The 17,860-nt window shown below is 74.7% G+C and carries 17 protein-coding genes; 7 read left to right on the forward strand and 10 right to left on the reverse strand.

The features are described from left to right. The first annotated feature begins 31 nt into the window (after window positions 1-31). Window positions 32-613, forward strand: coding sequence for a hypothetical protein (locus ACFYWG_RS07425; protein ID WP_389199876.1), 582 nt, complete (start codon window positions 32-34; stop codon window positions 611-613). A gap of 37 nt (window positions 614-650) precedes the next feature. Here ACFYWG_RS07425 and ACFYWG_RS07430 read toward each other — a convergent pair whose 3' ends face one another. From ACFYWG_RS07430 to ACFYWG_RS07465, 8 genes are all read right to left on the reverse strand, one after another. After that, entirely contained in the window at window positions 651-1,898 is a 1,248-nt protein-coding gene (locus ACFYWG_RS07430; protein ID WP_389199878.1) for a cation:proton antiporter, read from the reverse strand. A gap of 6 nt (window positions 1,899-1,904) precedes the next feature. Further along, complete coding sequence (locus ACFYWG_RS07435; RefSeq protein WP_376329812.1) at window positions 1,905-2,390, reverse strand: cation:proton antiporter regulatory subunit; 486 nt, start codon at window positions 2,388-2,390, stop codon at window positions 1,905-1,907. A gap of 130 nt (window positions 2,391-2,520) precedes the next feature. Continuing rightward, window positions 2,521-2,970 carry a hypothetical protein gene (locus ACFYWG_RS07440; RefSeq protein ID WP_385414423.1) on the reverse strand — a complete coding sequence of 150 codons (450 nt, stop codon included), beginning with the start codon at window positions 2,968-2,970 and terminating at the stop codon, window positions 2,521-2,523. 109 nt (window positions 2,971-3,079) lie between these two features. Continuing rightward, window positions 3,080-4,342, reverse strand: coding sequence for a glycosyltransferase family 39 protein (locus ACFYWG_RS07445; protein WP_389199880.1), 1,263 nt, complete (start codon window positions 4,340-4,342; stop codon window positions 3,080-3,082). After that, window positions 4,339-5,685, reverse strand: coding sequence for a glycosyltransferase (locus ACFYWG_RS07450; protein ID WP_383508022.1), 1,347 nt, complete (start codon window positions 5,683-5,685; stop codon window positions 4,339-4,341). Before ACFYWG_RS07450 ends, ACFYWG_RS07445 begins: the two co-directional genes overlap by 4 nt. 133 nt (window positions 5,686-5,818) lie before the next feature. Continuing rightward, window positions 5,819-6,340: a cellulase gene (locus tag ACFYWG_RS07455; RefSeq protein ID WP_389199883.1), complete on the reverse strand. Its 522-nt coding sequence runs from the start codon at window positions 6,338-6,340 to the stop codon at window positions 5,819-5,821. 11 nt (window positions 6,341-6,351) lie between these two features. Next, on the reverse strand, window positions 6,352-6,858 hold the full coding sequence (locus ACFYWG_RS07460) for a SigE family RNA polymerase sigma factor (RefSeq protein WP_376329799.1): 507 nt from the start codon (window positions 6,856-6,858) through the stop codon (window positions 6,352-6,354). A gap of 264 nt (window positions 6,859-7,122) precedes the next feature. After that, window positions 7,123-7,488 carry a DUF6479 family protein gene (locus ACFYWG_RS07465; RefSeq protein WP_376329796.1) on the reverse strand — a complete coding sequence of 122 codons (366 nt, stop codon included), beginning with the start codon at window positions 7,486-7,488 and terminating at the stop codon, window positions 7,123-7,125. Window positions 7,489-7,582: 94 nt separating this feature from the next. On the opposite strand from ACFYWG_RS07465, the gene ACFYWG_RS07470 reads away from it, so the two are divergent. The 4 genes from ACFYWG_RS07470 (at window position 7,583) to ACFYWG_RS07485 (ending at window position 11,358) form a co-directional block, all read left to right on the forward strand. Continuing rightward, window positions 7,583-7,957 carry a four-helix bundle copper-binding protein gene (locus tag ACFYWG_RS07470; RefSeq protein WP_383508029.1) on the forward strand — a complete coding sequence of 125 codons (375 nt, stop codon included), beginning with the start codon at window positions 7,583-7,585 and terminating at the stop codon, window positions 7,955-7,957. A gap of 302 nt (window positions 7,958-8,259) precedes the next feature. Beyond that, entirely contained in the window at window positions 8,260-9,372 is a 1,113-nt protein-coding gene (locus ACFYWG_RS07475; RefSeq protein ID WP_389199886.1) for a serine/threonine-protein kinase, read from the forward strand. A gap of 122 nt (window positions 9,373-9,494) precedes the next feature. Then, window positions 9,495-11,072, forward strand: coding sequence for a phytoene desaturase family protein (locus ACFYWG_RS07480; protein ID WP_389199888.1), 1,578 nt, complete (start codon window positions 9,495-9,497; stop codon window positions 11,070-11,072). 94 nt (window positions 11,073-11,166) lie between these two features. Further along, on the forward strand, window positions 11,167-11,358 hold the full coding sequence (locus tag ACFYWG_RS07485) for a DUF2795 domain-containing protein (RefSeq protein WP_376329786.1): 192 nt from the start codon (window positions 11,167-11,169) through the stop codon (window positions 11,356-11,358). A gap of 13 nt (window positions 11,359-11,371) precedes the next feature. Here the strand turns inward: ACFYWG_RS07485 and ACFYWG_RS07490 are convergent, their stop codons facing one another. Continuing rightward, complete coding sequence (locus ACFYWG_RS07490) at window positions 11,372-13,153, reverse strand: serine hydrolase (protein WP_389199890.1); 1,782 nt, start codon at window positions 13,151-13,153, stop codon at window positions 11,372-11,374. A gap of 337 nt (window positions 13,154-13,490) precedes the next feature. Here ACFYWG_RS07490 and ACFYWG_RS07495 point away from each other — a divergent pair, with 337 nt between their 5' ends. Next, window positions 13,491-15,008, forward strand: coding sequence for an acyl-CoA synthetase (locus tag ACFYWG_RS07495; RefSeq protein WP_389199892.1), 1,518 nt, complete (start codon window positions 13,491-13,493; stop codon window positions 15,006-15,008). Window positions 15,009-15,062: 54 nt separating this feature from the next. Next, window positions 15,063-15,896, forward strand: a complete 834-nt coding sequence (locus ACFYWG_RS07500; RefSeq protein ID WP_389199894.1) for an alpha/beta fold hydrolase — start codon at window positions 15,063-15,065, stop codon at window positions 15,894-15,896. A 93-nt stretch (window positions 15,897-15,989) separates the two neighbouring features. Here the strand turns inward: ACFYWG_RS07500 and ACFYWG_RS07505 are convergent, their stop codons facing one another. Continuing rightward, on the reverse strand, window positions 15,990-17,813 hold the full coding sequence (locus ACFYWG_RS07505) for a sulfatase (RefSeq protein ID WP_389199896.1): 1,824 nt from the start codon (window positions 17,811-17,813) through the stop codon (window positions 15,990-15,992). Window positions 17,814-17,860: the final 47 nt, after the last annotated feature.

A 17,860-nucleotide genomic window follows, 5' to 3' on the forward strand; every position in this document is an offset into this window, starting at 1 on the left:
GCTGCCGGTGCTCACGAGGGGGTGTCGGCCGATGGAGGCGTCCGAGCGCACGACTGTGCGGTGGTGGAGGTGGCGGTCCAACCCGCTGCGACGGCGTGTCGACGTCGTCGAGGCGTGGGTCGTGGTCGCCGGCTGGGTGCTGGCCCTGCTGGGCGGGCTGTGCGCCGGGCTGATGGCGTCCGGCGCCGTCGACCGGGCCGTGGAACGGCAGCGGGCGGAGAGCCACGAGGTGCGGGCGGTCCTGGTCCGGGACGCGCCGGGCCCGTCCGCGGCCCGCGCGGCGAGTGACCACCGCGTGTGGGGCACGGTGCGCTGGACGGCGCCGGACGGGTCCCGCCACCAGGAGGAGGCCCGCGTGCCGCCCCGGGCGGGCGCCGGCTCCGCGGTCGCCGTGTGGGTGGACCGGGAGGGCGACCTCACCAGTCCGCCGGTGTCCGGCGGCGAGGCGTGGCTGCACAGCGCGATGGGCGGCGTGCTGGCCGGGGCCTTCGCCGGCGGCACGGTCCTCGGCACGGTGTGGCTGGCCCGCCTGGTCCTGGACGGGCGGCGCCTGGCGATGTGGGACGCGGAGTGGGAGCGCGTCGACACCCGCCGGGGCTGGAAGACGGGCTGAACGGCGCCCGCCGCGCGCGGTCGCCGCACTGCCCGCGTCAGGCCCGCCCGACCGCGTCCCGGTCCTCGATCGCCTCGTGCTCCCCGGAAGGAGCGGGCGGCGTCCGCCCGGACCCGCGTCCGCGGCCCGGCCGGGCGGTCAGGCGGGTGGCCAGGGGTTCGGTCCAGCGGGCGGTCAGCGGGCCGAGCAGGACCAGGATCAGGACGTAGGCCGTGGCGAGGGGGCCGAGGGACGGCTCGATGCCCGCGGTGACGGCGAGACCGGCGATGACGATGGAGAACTCGCCGCGGGCGACGAGGGTGCCGCCGGCGCGCCAGCGTCCCTTGCGCCCCACCCCGGCGCGGCGCGCGGCCCAGTAGCCGGTGGCGATCTTCGTCGCGGTCGTCACGGCCGCCAGGGCGAGGGCGGGCAGCAGCACCGGCGGGATGTCGGCCGGGTCGGTGTGCAGCCCGAAGAAGACGAAGAACACCGCGGCGAACAGGTCCCGCAGCGGCGCGAGCAGGCTCGTCGCCCCCTCGGCCACCTCACCGGACAGCGCGATCCCCACCAGGAAGGCGCCCACCGCGGCCGACACCTGCAGCTGCTGGGCCACACCGGAGACCACGAGCGTCACTCCGAGGACGACCAGCAGCAGCTTCTCGGGGTCGTCGCTGGAGACGAAGCGGGAGACGTGCCGGCCGCAGCGCACCGCCAGGACGAGCACCAGGGACACCGCGGTCAGGGCGAGGGCGAGGGTGGCGCCGCCCGCGGCCGGCCCCACTCCGGCCAAGAGGGCCGTCACGATGGGCAGGTAGATCGCCATCGAGAGGTCCTCCAGGACGAGGATGCTCAGGATGGCCGGCGTCTCGCGGTTGCCGAGCCGGCCCAGGTCGCCGAGGACCTTGGCGATGACGCCGGAGGACGACACCCAGGTGACCCCGGCCAGGACGACCGCGGCGACCGGGCCCCAGCCCAGCAGCAGGGCCAGCGCCGCTCCCGGCAGGGCGTTGAGGACCGCGTCGGCGAGCCCGGCCGGACCGTGGGTGCGCAGGTTGGTGACGAGGTCGGCGGCCGTGTACTCCAGGCCCAGCATGAGCAGCAGCAGGATGACGCCGATCTCGGCGCCGACGGCCACGAAGTCCTCGCTGGCGCCCAGCGGCAGCAGACCGCCCTTGCCGAAGGCCAGTCCGGCCAGCAGGTACAGGGGGATGGGGGAGAAGCGGAAGCGCCCGGCGATCCGGCCGAGCAGTCCGAGCCCGAGGACGAGGCACCCGAACTCGATCAGGAAGACCGCGGAGTCGTGCACGGCGGGTCACTCCCGCCCGAGGATCGCGGCGGCCGCCTCCACGCCCTCGCGGGTGCCGATGACGATGAGGGTGTCGCCGCCGGCCAGCCGGAAGTCGGGGGCGGGCGAGGGGATGGCGTCCGCCCGGCGCAGCACCGCCACCACGGAGGCGCCGGTCTCGGTGCGTATCCGCGACTCGCCCAGCAGCCGTCCGTTCCAGTGCGAGGAGCCGGGCAGTCCTATGCGCTCGGCGACCAGTCCCAGGTCGGTGGTGGAGAGCAGGTTCGGGGTGTGGTGCGCCGGCATCAGCGCGTCGATGAGGGTCGCCGCCTCGTCGGCCGACAGCCGCACGGACAGGTCGCAGGCGTCCGGGTCGTCCTCCCGGTAGGCGCTGATGGTGCGGTGACCGTCGCGGTGGGCGACGACCGACAGCCTGCGCTCCTCCCGTGTCGTCAGGTCGTAGCGGACGCCTATGCCGGGCAACGGCGTACTGCTCAGGCGTGGCGCGCTCATGGCTGTCCCCTTCGGGTCGGCGTGCGCGTCCCGGCCGGGTCGCCGGCCGGGGCCGCGCCCGGCGAACGCCGGACCCGGCCGGTGAGGTCATGCTAGGCGGCGCCGCCGGACCGCACCCGTCCTGCGGGTGCTATCGGGGGGCGCCCGGAACGGGGGTGCCGGACGGCAGGGGAGTGGCCGTGGAGAGTTCCGCGCCCTGCACCTGCTGCACGGTGCCCTCCTCCGGCCGGCTGTCCGGGTTCGCGCCGGTGGAGAGCTGCGACCAGGCCCCGAGGGCCAGGGCGACGGCGGCCGCGGTCACCGCGAAGCGCGCGGCGCGCCGCATCCGCCCGCGGTGGTCCAGATCCCGCCAGGCCACGCGGGCCCGCGGCTCGTCCGGCTGCCACAGGTCGCCCACGGTCTGCGGCGGTTGGGGCCGGCGGCCCTGCGCCCGCTCCCGCGCGGACGGCTCCCTCGGCGCGGTGGCCCGTATCGCCGACTCGCTGTCCGCGAGGAAACGCTGCCACACCTCGTCGGTGAGCGCGGGAAGGCCGTCCGGCTCGCCGGACGTCCCCCGCCCACCCGTTCCTTCCGTGGTCACGTCGCGTCATCCCCTCTGCGCCGCCGGCCCGGTCGTGGCGCGGCGCGTGATCAGTATGCCGCCAGGTCAGGCGGTTGCGCCCGCCCGCGCACGCACTGCCGCGCCGGGGTCACGGCACGCCCAGCTCGAACAGGACGTATCCGGCATACGACCCGGAGGCGAGAGCGGCCGTGCCGAGGACCGTGAGCAGGGACGGCCACCTGAGCCGCCGCATGGCGAGCGCGAGGGGGACGTACAGGGGGAAGAGCGGCAGGAGGTAGCGCGAGACGTTGCCGAAGATCTGCTGGGTGGTCATCACCATCAGGTACGACAGCACCGTGTACACGATGAGCACCGCGGGTGGCCGCAGCCGCACCAGCAGGACCGTCAGCACCGGCACCATGAGCACCACGCACACGCCGATGACGTCCTCGAAGGGCATGGCGAACAGGTAGTCGAAGCGGCCGACGGGCACGGAGGTCAGCACGTCGAAGGTGTGGACGCCCCCGTCGAACTTGTGGGCCCAGGCGCCGTCCTGGAGCTTGGAGTAGCCGTTGAGGTCCCCCATGCGGTGGTTGACCCAGCCGAGGTAGCCGACCAGCCCCAGCGGGGCGACGGCCAGCGCGGCCAGGGGGCGGCGGACACCGTCCTCGCGCCGCCGCAGGGACAGCACCACGGCGACGGCGAGGGCGGCGATCAGCGCGACGGCGGTGGGCCGGCACAGTCCGGCGGCGCCGGTGAGCAGTCCGGCGGTGATCCAGCGGCGGGTCACGACGGCGTGGCAGGCCCAGGCGGCCAGGGCCGTGTAGAGGGACTCCGAGTAGCCCGACCACTCGGTGCCCGATCCGGGCCAGACGGCCCACAGGCCGGCCGCCACCAGACCGGCCCGGTGGCCGCCCAGGTGCCGGGTGACCGTGTAGACGCCGAGTGCGGCGGCGAAGGAGGCGATCACGGAGACGGTCATGCCGGCGCCGTACGGGCCGAGGCCGGTGACCTCCGAGACCAGGCGCATCAGTGCCGGGTACAGCGGGAAGAACGCCGCCGAGTTGCCCTCCAGGGTGATCAGGCCGGTCGCGCCCGGGACGGGCTTCAGGGCGGGGTCGTAACCGTGCAGGGCTATCTGCTGGTACCACCAGCCGTCCCAGCTGGCCAGGACGTCCCAGGCGTGCGCGCCGCCGCCGAAGCGCGGGTTCTTCCTGCGGAAGTCGCCCGTGGAGTCCAGCAGGTACATGAAGACGGCGAAGCCGGCCAGCTTCAGCACCCCGTACGTCAGCAGCACCGGGCCCCAGCGGGCCGCGGCGGCACGCAGACGTGGCCGCAACTCCCGTACATCGCCCGGGACTTCCGGGACTCCGGGGCCGGTGGGCGGCCGGTGCAGCTCGACGGTGCTCATGAGGTTCCTGACGTGCGGCGGGCGGAGCGGGAGGGGAAGACCCAGGCGCGGAGGAGGAGGAAGCGCAGCAGGGTCGCGGCGAGGTTGGCGGCGATCAGCGCCACGAGTTCGACGCGGTGGCCCGAGCCGGGCGCGGCATGGTGCAGGGCGGCCAGGGAACCGCTGGTCAGGGCCAGTCCGACCAGGAAGGCGGCGAGGCCCTTGAGCTGGTGGCGCAGGGCGCCGCCGTGACCCCGGATGCCGAAGGTGAGCCGCCGGTTCGCGGCCGTGTTGGCGACCGCGCCGGCGAGCAGGGCCAGGGCGTTGGCCGCCTGCGCGCCCGCCGCCGGCCGCAGGGACGTGTAGAGCAGCAGATGCAACAGGGTGCTGACCAGGCCGACGGCGGCGAAGCGCACCGCCTGCCGGGCCAGGCCCGCCGGCAGGTGCCCGGCCAGGTCGCCGCCGCGGCCGAGCGCGCTCAGCGGCAGCCGGCCGCAGGCCAGGGCCCGGCCCACCCTGGCCACGCCCCGCAGGTCGGCCAGTGCCGTGGACACGATGTGGACCCGGCTGTCGGGGTCGTCCACCCAGTCGACCGGCACCTCGTGGATCCGCAGTCCCGCGCGCTCGGCGAGGACCAGCAGTTCGGTGTCGAAGAACCACTCGCGGTCCTCCACCAGCGGCAGCAGCCGCTCGGCGACGTCCCGCCGCACCGCCTTGAAGCCGCACTGCGCGTCCGAGAAGCCCACCGCGAGCGTGCCGCGCAGCAGCCCGTTGTAGCAGCGGGAGATGATCTCCCGTTTCGGGCCGCGCACCACCCGCGCGCCGCGCGCCAGCCGGGTGCCGATGGCGATGTCGGAGTGCCCCGAGATGAGCGGAGCGACCAGCGGGAGCAGTGCGGCCAGATCGGTGGACAGGTCCACGTCGAGGTAGGCCAGCACCGGCGCCCGCGACCGGGACCAGGCGGTGTGCAGCGCACGCCCGCGGCCCTTCTCGGCCAGCCTGATCCAGTGCGTGCCGGGCAGTTCGGCGGCCAGCCGCGCGGCGATGCGCGGTGTGCCGTCGGTGCTGGCGTTGTCGGCGACGGTGATGCGGAACGGGTAGGGGAACGTCTCGACGAGGTGCGCGTGCAGCCGCCGCACGCACCGTTCCAGGTCGTCCTCCTCGTTGTACACGGGCACGACCACGTCCAGGACCGGCTCGGGGTGGCGCGCGGGCAGGGGCGCCCGGCGCGGCAGCGCGGACGGCTCGGGTGCCGGGCGGCCGGTCGCGGCGGTTGCGGGGTGGCCCGCCGGGGTGGTCGTGGGGCGGTCGGTCGGGGCCGTTGTGAGGCGATCGGCCCGGGCCGGCCGCCGTGCGGTTCTCATGGCTGTCTCACGGTCGCTCTCTGGCGCGGGCCGCGGTGGGCGCGCCGGTCTCCGGGCAGGCCGAAGGCGCCCGTGGCGGATGGTGCGGTGACGGTGCGGGAGGGGACGCCCTGAGGTGAGGCCGCGCGGGCGGCTAGCCGGGGGGGACCGAGGCGGAGGGCGTCTCCGACTCCGGGACGGACGGTGGGGCGGTACCGGGTGCCGAGGTGGGCGGCGGGGTGTCCGGCTGACGCGACGAGGTGCGGCTCTCCGAGGCCGTGGCGGTGGGTGTGGGGCCGCTCGGCGGGGTCGTACCGCCCTGCGGGGTGCTGCTGCCCGCCGTGGCCGCGGGCGGCGACGACTCGGGCCCGGTCGGGGTGAGGCTCGGACTCGGCGCGTTGGTCGTGGGGTCCGGGTCGGCGGTGGGCGCCGGGCTGAGCGTGGGCTGCGGGCGGGGATCCGCGGGCTGCGCGCGGGTGCCCAGCTGGGGCAGCAGGGCCAGCCCCACGCTCAGCCCGGCCACCGCGACGGCCGAACCCGCCGCCTTCCACAGCATCCTGGACCGGCGGCGGGCCCGGATCCCGGCGTGCACCCGCCGGTGGTGCTCGGGCTCGTAGGGGGCGTGCTGCCGGGTGTCGCGCATCAGGCGTGACAGGTCCCGCTCGAAGTCGTCCATCTCCACTCCTCTCACCCCACGGGCCGGGCGGCGTCGGACAGAAGCACGCGGAGCCGGGCGACGCCGCGTGAGGCGTGGGACCGCGCGGTGCCGACCGGGCAGCCCAGCGCCCGGGCGACCTGCGCCTCGGGCAGGTCCTCGCAGTAGCGCAGCACCACGGCGGCCCGCTGCTTCGGTGACAGCTGGGCCAGCGCCGCCTCCAGCCGCGAGCGTTCCGCGACGGCGGACGACATGTCGCCGGTGTCGGCCCGGTCGGGCAGCTGGTCCACCGGGCGTTCGCCCCACCAGCGCCGCCGGGCCGAGCGGGCCGCGAGCCGCACGAGCACCGTGCGCACATAGGCCTCCGGAGCCTGCTCGGCGACCTTCGGCCAGGCGAACCAGAGCTTGACCAGCGCCTCCTGCACCAGGTCCTCGGCCCGTTGGCGGTCGCCCCCCGTGAGCAGACGCGCGACATGGAGCAGCGCCGACCAACGGGCGGCCGCGAACGCGTCGAAGCCCTCCGCTCGATCCTGCTCCATCCTCACCGTCCTGCGTCTCAGTGGCCCCCTACACCTGTGAGAAGACGCTGGACCCTTCGCCACGCTGCACCCCGATCCTGTGATCCACCTCACTCGACGGACCGGGTGCGGGGTACCGAGAGGCCGGCAAGGACGGCGGAGTGCCGGACACGCGAAAGGGCCCGTGCGGCAGGCACGGGCCCTTCGTCGATCGAACGCCCCGACCAGGGGGCACATGAGGGTGCGGCTGGGGCTGCGCTGGGACTGGGTGGCTGGGGGTGCGGGTCAGCGCGCTCCCGGACCGCCGCTGCCGAACCCGCCACTGCTGCCCTCGTTCCAGCGCGGGCGTTCCTGCGAGGCGCTCGTCCGGTCGCTCTGCCGGCCGTTCGTCTTCAGCTCGTGCGGCGTCAGGCGCTCGTCGCTGCGCGGCATCTCCTCCGGCTCCCGGCGCTCCAGCGTCTCCCGGACCGGGCCGCCCTCGGGCATCCGCGGCTGCTCCTCCGGGCGGGGTGCGGGAAGTTCCCTGCGCTTGTTGCGAAAGCCGAGGACGAAGGCCCCCAGCAGCAGGGCCACGACCACCACACCCGCCGCAACCAGCCCGATGCCGAGGGCGCCACGCCCCGCGGCCATCTCCATCCATGCGCTATCCATGACCCGCGGGTACCCCCGCTTTCCGCCGTGAACCAGGCTCACCCGGCACCCCGGTACCGGGTTTGACGGCACCCGGCGGGGCTACCCGCGCTGCGTGACTTCGACGACATCCCAGCAGGAGCTGTTCCGGTTCCTGGAGGACCGGTTCGCCTGCGCCCAGGCGTGCACCGAGTGTGCGCGGGCCTGTGCGCTGCGCGCGAGCCTCGTGGATCCCGACGGCACCGAGAACCAGGAACTCGTACGGCGCAAGGGCATCATGTGCGCGGAGGTCTGCGACGCGACCTGCCGCGTGCTGTCCGAGCAGAACCAGGTGGACGAGGACAGCATCCGGGTCCAGGTGGAGTGGTGCCGGACCGTGTGCCTGGAGGCCGCCCACGTCTTCGACCGGCAGCCGGGCGCCGAGGGCTCGGCGGCGATGTGCCGCGCCTGCGCGCGCGCCTGCACGGAGTTCCTCGCCACGCTCGACTGACCGCAGGCGGGGGCTGCCGTACCGGCGCGCGGTCGCGGCGTTGCCCCACCGGCCCGGGCGACGAGTCGGGTGTCCCCGGCGCCCGTGCCCCGGTGAACGCCACCGTCCCGGCTCGTCCGCCGTCCCGCGCGCGGAGGCGCAAGCCGGTCCCGGGCCCAACTCCCGCCCGTACGACTCCCGTCGGCCGTGCCGAGGATCGACCCGCACGCCCGGCCCGCCCCCGTGCACACGCGGACGGTGGGCCGCCATACTGGAGGGGCCAGGGGGCGGGCGAACGGCTACCGGGGGGAGCGTCGCGCGACATGGGGGAGAGCAGGCTGATCCAGGGCCGTTACCGGCAGCTGGAACTGATCGGACGCGGCGGCATGGGCGAGGTGTGGCGGGCGCGCGACGAGTCGCTGGGCCGGCACGTCGCCGTCAAGTGCCTGAAGCCGCTGGGCGCGAACCACGACCGCGCCTTCACCCACGTCGTGCGCGAACGGTTCCGGCGCGAGGCCCGGGTGGCCGCCGCGCTGCAGCACCGGGGAATCACCGTGGTGCACGACTTCGGGGAGTCCGAGGGCGTCCTGTACCTGGTGATGGAGCTGCTGGACGGCCGCAACCTCAGCGAGTTGCTGGCCGGTCACCGGCACCGGCCGCTGCCGGTCGCCGACATCGTGGAGATCGCCGAGCAGGTCGCCGCCGCTCTGGCCTACTGCCACGAACAGGCCGTCGTGCACCGCGACCTGAAGCCCGCCAACATCGTGCGGCTCGGCGACGGCACGGTGAAGATCTGCGACTTCGGCGTCGCCCGCCTCGGCCACGACATCGGCTTCACCTCCCGGCTGACCGGCACCGGCATCGCCATGGGGACCCCGCACTACATGTCCCCGGAGCAGATCGCCGGCACCGAGGTCGACCAGCGCAGCGACCTCTACTCGTTCGGGTGCGTACTGTACGAACTCGCCACCGGCGTGCCGCCGTTCGACCTCGACGACGCCTGGTCGATCCTCGTCGGCCACCGCGACACCCCGCCCCGTCCGCCCCGCGAACTCCGGCCCGAGCTGCCGGTGTTCCTGGAGCGGGTGATCCTCGACCTGCTGGCGAAGGATCCCGACGACAGACCGGGCGACGCCCGCGAACTGGCCTGGCGCATCACCGCCCACCGCGCCGCGCAGGTCCCCGTGTCCGCCACCGCCGCGCCCTTCCCCGTCCCCGCCGCGCCCTTCCCGGCTCCCGGCGCGCCGGTGCCCGGGGGCCGGATGCCGCCCTGGACCCGCGGCATGACCGGCGGGCGCCCCTCGGCCGGTGCCGTGCCGCCCACCTCGCGTCCCGACCCGGCGGCCGGACTGTCCGGCGAGTGGATCGCCCGCCCCGCCACCGGCCCCGGCGACCCGGTCCCCGGCGAGCGGCCCGCCCCGCTGCACCGGCCCTGACCCCTGGCCGACCGATCGGCACGACGCGAGTCTCAGCGCCGTCCACCCCGGCACCCCGGCCGCCCGCGGGCCGGTCCGGCGGCCGTCTGGCCGACGACGATCACCCCGTGTTACGAAGAACCATGACCGCACCCGAGGGACCCCGCGCACACCGGACGTACGACGCCGTCATCGTCGGCGGCGGCCACAACGGCCTGGTCGCCGCCGCCTACCTGGCTCGGGCGGGCCGCTCCGTGCTCGTCCTCGAACGGCTGGACCACACCGGCGGGGCGGCCGTGTCCACCCGGCCCTTCGCCGGGGTCGACGCCCGGCTGTCCCGCTACTCGTACCTGGTCAGCCTGCTGCCCCGGAAGATCGTGCGCGACCTCGGCCTGGACTTCCGGGTCCGCACCCGCACCGTCTCCTCCTACACGCCGGCCGAACGCGACGGCAGGCCCACCGGCCTCCTGGTCGGCGGCGGCGAACGGCGCACCCGCGAGGCTTTCGCCCGGCTCACCGGCTCCGACCGCGAGTACCGGGCCTGGCAGGAGTTCTACGGCATTACCGGACGCGCGGCGCGGCGGATCTTCCCGACCCTGACCGAGCCGCTGCCCACCCGCGAGGAACTGCGCCGTCTGCTCGACGACGACCGGGCCTGGCGCACGCTCTTCGAGGAGCCCATCGGTGCGGCCGTCGAGGAGCACTTCGCCGACGACCTGGTGCGCGGAGTGGTCCTCACCGACGCCCTCATCGGCACCTTCGCCGACGCCCACGACCCCTCCCTCAAGCAGAACCGCTGCTTCCTGTACCACGTGATCGGCGGGGGTACCGGCGACTGGGACGTGCCCGTCGGCGGCATGGGCGCGCTCACCGACGCCCTCGCCGGCGCGGCCCGCGCCGCGGGCGCCGTCCTCGCCACCGGCCACGAGGCGCTGAGCATCGCCACGGACGGCCGCACGGCCGAGGTCGCCTACCGCACGGCCGGCGGCGAGGGCACCGTCGCGGCCCGGCACGTCCTGGTCAACGCCTCCCCGCAGGCCCTCGCCGAGCTGACGGGAGACACGCCCCCCGAGCCCGCGGAGGGCGCCCAGTTCAAGGTCAACATGCTCCTCGAACGCCTGCCGCGGCTGCGCGACACCTCGGTCGACCCGCGCGAGGCGTTCGCCGGCACCTTCCACATCGCCGAGGGCTACGAGCAGCTGGCCGCCGCGCACGCCCAGGCGGCCGCGGGCGGGCTGCCCGCGGCGCCGCCCTCCGAGATCTACTGCCACTCGCTCACCGACCCGACCATCCTCGGGCCCGGCCTGGCCGAGCGAGGCTGCCAGACGCTCACCCTGTTCGGCCTGCACACCCCGGCCCGGCTGTTCGCGCGGGACAACGACGCCGTGCGGGAGGAACTGCTGAAGTCGACCCTCGCCCAGCTCGACGCCCACCTCGCCGAGCCCCTCGCGGACTGCCTGGCCACCGACGCCGACGGCCGGCCCTGCATCGAGGCCCGGACGCCGCTCGACCTGGAACGCGACCTGGGCCTGCCCGGCGGGAACATCTTCCACCGGGACCTGAGCTGGCCCTACGCCCAGGACGGCACGGGACGCTGGGGCGTGGAGACCCGGCACGCCAACGTCCTGCTGTGCGGGGCGGGCGCGGTGCGCGGCGGCGGAGTCAGCGGGGTGCCGGGGCACAACGCCGCGATGGCGCTCCTCGAAAAGGAGACGGAGTGAATCACACCGCCGCCCCGGGGCACTCCGACAAAGCGAAGGAAAACGGACTGTCCGGCCGTCTCTGACGGTCGCACCACCCCACGGGAGGCCCCTCATGGCCGAGCTCAGCCCGACCGACCTGCAAAAGGCCCTCAAGGGCATGGACTACCCCACGGACAAGCAGCACCTGGTGGAACGCGCCCGCAGCAACCACGCCGACGACAAGATCGTCAGCACGCTCGACGGCCTGAAGGAGGACCGCTTCGACGGTCCCAACGAGGTGCAGAAGGCCGTTTTCAACCAGTGACGCGACAGCCGCCTCAGTCGGCCGACGGTGCCCAGCCCACCGCTTCGACGCGTGCCGCGTCCGCCGGACGCGCCTCGTCGAACAGGACACCGCCGGCCGACTCCACCCGCAGTCCGTCCACGTAGCAGCCGCGTCCCACGTAGAGCCGGTCCGTCGTGTACCGCCAGCGCAGGGTGAGGCCGCGGGCGGCGGGCAGCTCGGCGGTCGTCCGGTGCCAGACCCGGCCCGACCAGCCCGTGACCGCGCCCGAGGAGTGGGTGCGGGGCTCCTCGCCGCGGCGGGAGGTGGTGAAGGGCACCGGCTGCCAGCCGGTACCGCCGTCGGTGGACGCCTCCAGCACCAGCGTGTCCGCCACCGGCTCCGTGTCCCACCACAGTGCGCAGCGCAGCCGCCCGCCGCCGCGCGAGGTGTCGAGCGCGGGCAGGGCGAGCGTCGCCGTCGCGGAGAGCGCCGTACCGGAGAACCAGGCCGTGCGGCCCCGCGCGGGCCGGACCGGCACCGCCCGGGCCAGGCTGTTCGCGGCGGCCACCCGGGGAGCGGAACCGGAACGCCAACTGCGCACCGGGTGCACGGAGTTGCCCAGCACCACCAGGAACGAGTCGGTCGTCGGGTCGAGCACCAGCGAGGTGCCGGTGAAACCGGTGTGCCCGGCCGTGCGCGGCGTGGCCATCGCGCCCATGTACCAGTGCTGGTACAGCTCGAAACCGAGCCCGTGCTCGTCGCCGGGGAAGGCCGTGTTGAAGTCGGTGAACATCAGCTCCACCGACTCCGGCGCCAGGATCCGGCCGCGCCCGTACACACCGCCGTTGAGCAGGGTCCGGCCGAGCACCGCGAGCTCCCACGCGTCGGAGAAGACGCCCGCGTGGCCCGCGACCCCGCCCATCGCGTAGGCGTTCTCGTCGTGCACCTCGCCCCACACCAGGCCCCGGTCCAGCCCGGACCACGGCTTGCGGGCGTCCTCCGTGGCCGCGATGCCCGGCCGCCAGGAGGCGGGTGGGTTGTAGCGCGTACGGCGCAGCCCGAGCGGGGCGGTGATCTCCTCGCGCAGCAGGGTGTCCAGGGAGCGGCCCGTGATGCGCTCCAGCACCAGCTGGAGCGAGATGAGGTTGAGGTCCGAGTAGAGGTACGCCGTGCCCGGTGCGGAGACCGGCGCCTCGTTCCAGACGAGTTCGAGCCGCGCCTCGCGGGTCGGCGCGCTGTACAGCGGGATCCACGCGCGGAAGCCCGAGGTGTGCGTCAGCAGCTGCCGGACGGTGACGTCCTGCTTGCCCGCCCGCGCGAAATCCGGCAGGTAGGAGGCGACCTCGGCCTCCAGCCCCAGCGCGCCCCGCTCGATCTGCTGTACGGCCAGGATCGAGGTGAACAGCTTCGACACCGACGCCAGGTCGAAGACGGTGTCCTCGGCCATCGGGATCTGCTCGCCGGGCGGGAACTCCACGCCCGTGTCGGTCTTCTCGTCGTAGGCCCGGTAGCGCACCGCCGTCCCGATGGGCCGGTGCAGGGCGACCGTGCCGCCGCGGCCGGCGAGCAGGACCGCACCGGCGTACCAGGGGTGGACGGGGGAGGGGCCGAGGAACGATTCGGCGTCGGTGACGAGCCTGCGCAGGTGGGAGGGGAGCAGTCCGGCGCGTGCGGCCGAACCGTGCCGCAGGGTGGGCCGCCGGTCCCGCGCCGCGGGAGCGGCCGCGGCCGGTCCGGCGGGCAGCGGGGCGAGGGCGAGCGCCCCGCCCAGGGCCAGCCCCGCGCGGGCCAGTTGACGCCGGGTGGGTCCGCCGACTGCCGCTTCGTGGGTCACCGCGTATCCCTTCGCCACCACCGTCACGCGTGTCCCCGGAAGTATGTCCGCCGCACGCATCCGCGAACCGGAGGCTCGGACGGACACGGCCGTTGTGCTCGTGAGCAGTTGACGACTTCTCAGGTCGCGGCGGGGCACCGGGCACGCCCGGCCCGCGGCACCCGCGTGCCGCACCGTCGGCGTGCACGGCCGGTCGGCGGTGCTCGTGCACGACCCGTCAGCGGTGCCACCCCCGGCGGACGCCGGAGGCGGCGCAGGGGTCGAGCGGCCTGCGTGCCCCCGGCTCGCGCCCGCGCGATCCTTGACCCGCTCCCGGGCCGAACCGAAGATCGTCGTCATGACGACGCCAGCGACGATCCCGCCCGGACACGGCAGCACGGTCGACGGAGTCCTGCGGCGCAGCGCCCGGCGCACCCCGGCCCGCGTCGCCCTGGAGTACGGCGAGCGCACCTGGACCTACGAGGAACTGGACACCGCCGTCTCCCGCGCGGCGAGCGTCCTGCTCGCCCTGGGGCTGTCCCCGGGCGACCGGGTCGCTGCCTACGGCCACAACTCCGACGCCTACCTGATCGCCTTCCTCGCCTGCGCCCGCGCCCGCCTGGTGCACGTCCCGGTCAACCAGAACCTGACCGGTGCCGATCTGGCCTACCTCCTCGGCCAGTCGGGCAGCTCCCTGGTCCTCACCGACCCGGACCTGGCCGCCCGGCTCCCCGGCGGCGTCCGGACGCTGCCCCTGCGCGACGCCGACGGCTCGCTGCTCGCCCGGCTGGAGGAGGCGCCCGCCCACGACGGTCCCGAGCCGCGCGGCGAGGACCTCGTGCAGCTGCTGTACACATCCGGCACGACGGCCCTGCCCAAGGGCGCGATGATGACCCACCGGGCCCTGGTGCACGAGTACGTGAGCGCGATCACCGCGCTCGACCTCCGTGCGGGCGACCGCCCGGCGCACGCGCTGCCGCTGTACCACTCGGCCCAGATGCACGTCTTCCTGCTGCCGTACCTGGCCGTCGGCGCGACGAACATCGTGCTCGACGCCCCCGACGGAGACCGGCTGTTCGACCTGATCGAGGCGGACCGGGTGGACAGCCTGTTCGCCCCGCCCACCGTCTGGATCGCCCTGTCCCGGCGCCCCGACTTCGCCACGCGTGACCTGAGCGGCCTGCGCAAGGCCTACTACGGCGCCTCGATCATGCCGGTGCCGGTCCTCGAGCGGCTCCGGGAGCGCCTGCCGGGCCTGGCCTTCTACAACTGCTTCGGCCAGAGCGAGATCGGCCCGCTGGCCACCGTCCTCGGACCGGACGAGCACAAGGGCCGCATGGACTCCTGCGGCCGGCCCGTGCTGTTCGTCGACGCCCGGGTGGTCGACGAGGACGGCAAGGACGTGCCCGACGGCACCCCCGGCGAGATCGTCTACCGCTCCCCCCAACTGTGCGAGGGGTACTGGGACAAGCCCGAGGAGACCGCCGAGGCCTTCCGCGACGGCTGGTTCCGCTCCGGGGACCTCGCCGTGCGCGACGCCCACGGCTACTTCACGATCGTCGACCGCGTGAAGGACGTGATCAACTCCGGCGGTGTGGTCATCGCCTCACGCCAGGTCGAGGACGCCCTCTACACGCATCCGCGGGTCGCCGAGGCCGCGGTCGTGGGCCTGCCCGACGAGCGGTGGATCGAGGCCGTCACGGCCGTCGTCGTCCCGCACGGGGAGGTCACCGAGGCGGAGCTGGTCGACCACGTCCGCGAGCGGCTCACCCCGTTCAAGGCGCCGAAGCGGGTGGTGTTCGTGGACGAGCTCCCGCGCAACGCCAGCGGGAAGATCCTCAAGCGCCGGCTCAGGGACGACCTCGGGCACGGGTAGAGGACCGGAGAACCCGCTTGTGCCGGGCCGGCCCCCGGCACGAGGATCGACGCCGTGCCGATCTTCGACGCCCCGGACGGAACCCGACTCGCCTACCACCAGCGCGGTGCGGGCCGGCCGCTGGTCGTGCTGCCCGGCGGCCCCATGCGGGCCTCCGCCTACCTGGGAAACCTCGGCGGGCTGGACGCCCACCACCGGCTGGTGCTGCTCGACCTGCGCGGCACCGGGGACTCCGAGACGCCGGCGGACCCGGAGACGTACCGCTGCGACCGGCTCGTCGACGACGTCGAGGCGCTGCGGCTCCGGCTGGGCCTGGAACGGATGGACCTGCTCGCGCACTCGGCGGGCGGGAGCCTCGCCCTGCTCTACGCCGCCCGGTATCCGCAGCGCATCGCTCGGCTGGCGCTGGTCACCGCCACCCCCTGGGCGCTGGGGTGGCCCGCCACCGCCGGCGACCGGCGCGGGGCGGCCCTGTCGAGAGCCTCGGAACCCTGGTTCGCGGACGCGTTCCCGGCGTTCGAGGCCTGGCTCGACGGCTCGGGCGACTTCGACCCGGTGTTCGTGCCGTTCTTCCACGGACGCTGGGACGACACCGCCCGCGCCCACGCCGGCCGCGAGGAGGCCGAGACCAACGACGAGGCGGCGGACGCCTACGGCGCCGACGGCGCCTGGGACCCGGAGGCGACGCGAGCCGCGCTCGCCCGGCTGACCGCGCCCGTCCTCGTCCTCGCCGGCGGGGCCGACGGCGGACCGGCCCCGGCCCTCGCCCGCCGCACCGCGGGCGTCTTCCCGCACGCCGAGTGCGTGGTGCAGCCGGGCGCGGGGCACTACCCGTGGCTCGACGACCCGCGGTGGTTCACGCGCCGCGTGTCCGCCTTCTTCGCCTGACCGCGCGGCACCCGGCCGGCCCGCCGCCGGTACGGCCCGCTCAGGGACCGCCGCCCGCACGGCCCGCTCCGCAGCTGCCGCCCCACGGCGCCCTCAGGGCTGCGGGCCGTACGCCGTCATGAAGCGGTCACGGAACTTGTCCATCCCCCAACGCGGGGCGTTGGCCGCCGGCTTGAGGCCGTCCGTCCAGCCCCAGTCGGCCACGCGGTCCAGGACCTTGCTGTCCTTGGCGACGATGCTGATCGGCACGTCCCTGCCGGTGTCCCCGGCGAGAACGGTCGGCACCGGCTGGTGGTCGCCGAGGAAGACCAGGACCGTGTCCTCGTCGCCGTAGCGCTGCATCCACTCGGTCAGGCTGCGGATCGAGTACTCGATGGCCTTGCGGTACTCGGCGCGCACCTTCTCCGGGTCCTTCCAGACCTCCTTGGGGTCGGTGCCCTCCTTCTTGATGCGGTGGAACACCGAGCCGTCGCCGAGGTCCTCCCAGTCGATCATGTGCGCCACGGGCGACCAGGGGTTGTGACTGGAGGCCAGGATGATCTCCGCCATGATCGGCTCCCGGTCCTTCTTGCCGTGCTCCAGGCGCTGGAAGGCCTCCATGCTGAACTGGTCGGGCACCGGCGTCCAGCTGAAGTAGGGGCCGTGGTAGCCGAGGTGCTCGGAGTCGTAGATGTGGTCCAGGCCGAAGAACTTTCCCTCCGGCCAGGCCCGCCGCACGCCCGGCACGATGCCGACGGTCCGCCAGGCGCCGGTCTTCCCGAAGTACTTGGTCAGCGTCATGCGGTCGCTGGTGGTCAGGCTGCGGTAGCGCTGCTGGTTCTTGATCCACAGGCCGGACAGGAACGTCGAGTGGGCGAGCCAGCTGCCCGCCCCCGTCACCGGGGAGCGCAGCCAGCCGCTGCGCGAGGCGAACCCGGCGGACTTCAGCCCGGCCGTGCTCTCCCTGAGCACGGCGTCGGTCTGCGCGGCCATCGCCGGATCGTCGATCGCCACGCGTCCGTAGCTCTCGATGAAGGTGAACAGGACGTCCTTGCCCCGCAGTCCCGTCAGCAACCGGTCCGGCGGGGTCTTCGCGAAGGCGTCCACGGCGGCCTGCTCGCGGAACACCCGCGCGTCCCGCAGCCCCGCCCGGACCTGTTCGACGCGGTTGCCGACGAAGTCCGCGTTGCCCTTCGTGGCGATCGGCACGGTGCCGATCTGCAGGCCCAGCGTCATGCAGGTCATCCACGCCGTGCCCAGGACGAGCACGGTCCGGCCGGCGGTGTGCCGGTGGCGGACCATCAGGTTCGTCAGCCGCACCACCGCCAGCGTCGTCAGCACGACCAGCGCGACGAACAGCACCACGACGGCGGTGACGGCCAGGACCTGGCCGGTGCGGCCGAACGACTCCCGCAGGAAGTCCGTCGCGTCGTCGAGCAGGATCCAGTCCAGGACCAGGTCGAACGGCCGGGCCAGGACCTGGTGGAAGCCCATGTCCAGGAACTTCAGGACGGTCAGCAGCCCCAGCAGCATCCCCGTCACGACGGCCGTGATCCGCCGGGGCCTCGGCGGCAGCGCGAGCAGCAGCCCCGCCAGCAGCACGCCCTCGGCGGGGATCCGGAGGAACGACGTGAACTCCAGCCGCTCGATCCGGTTGGGCAGGAGCAACGCGACCAGCACGAGCAGACCGGCCAGCACGGTGACCGCGAGCGAGACCCGGTGCGCCGCCCGGGGGTGGCGCCGCCGCCAGCCGAACCAACCGGGCCGTCCGCCGTCCGGGTCCGGCTCCCCGGCAGCGCCGCTCCCCTCCCCGCCCGCGGCGGCGCCCCGCGGGACGTCCGCGTCCCGGACCGGGTCGGGTCCGGTGGCGTCGCCGTCGGGTTCCGTACCGCTCTCGGCCGAGTCCGGCTGGGGGCGGGAGCGAGTGAAAGGCGACACCCGATGGTCCTTCCGTGCGGTCGTGCGAAGGCTGCGGTCGTGCAGAA

The organism is Streptomyces sp. NPDC003456 (assembly GCF_042878735.1).
Classification (GTDB): Bacteria; Actinomycetota; Actinomycetes; order Streptomycetales; family Streptomycetaceae; genus Streptomyces.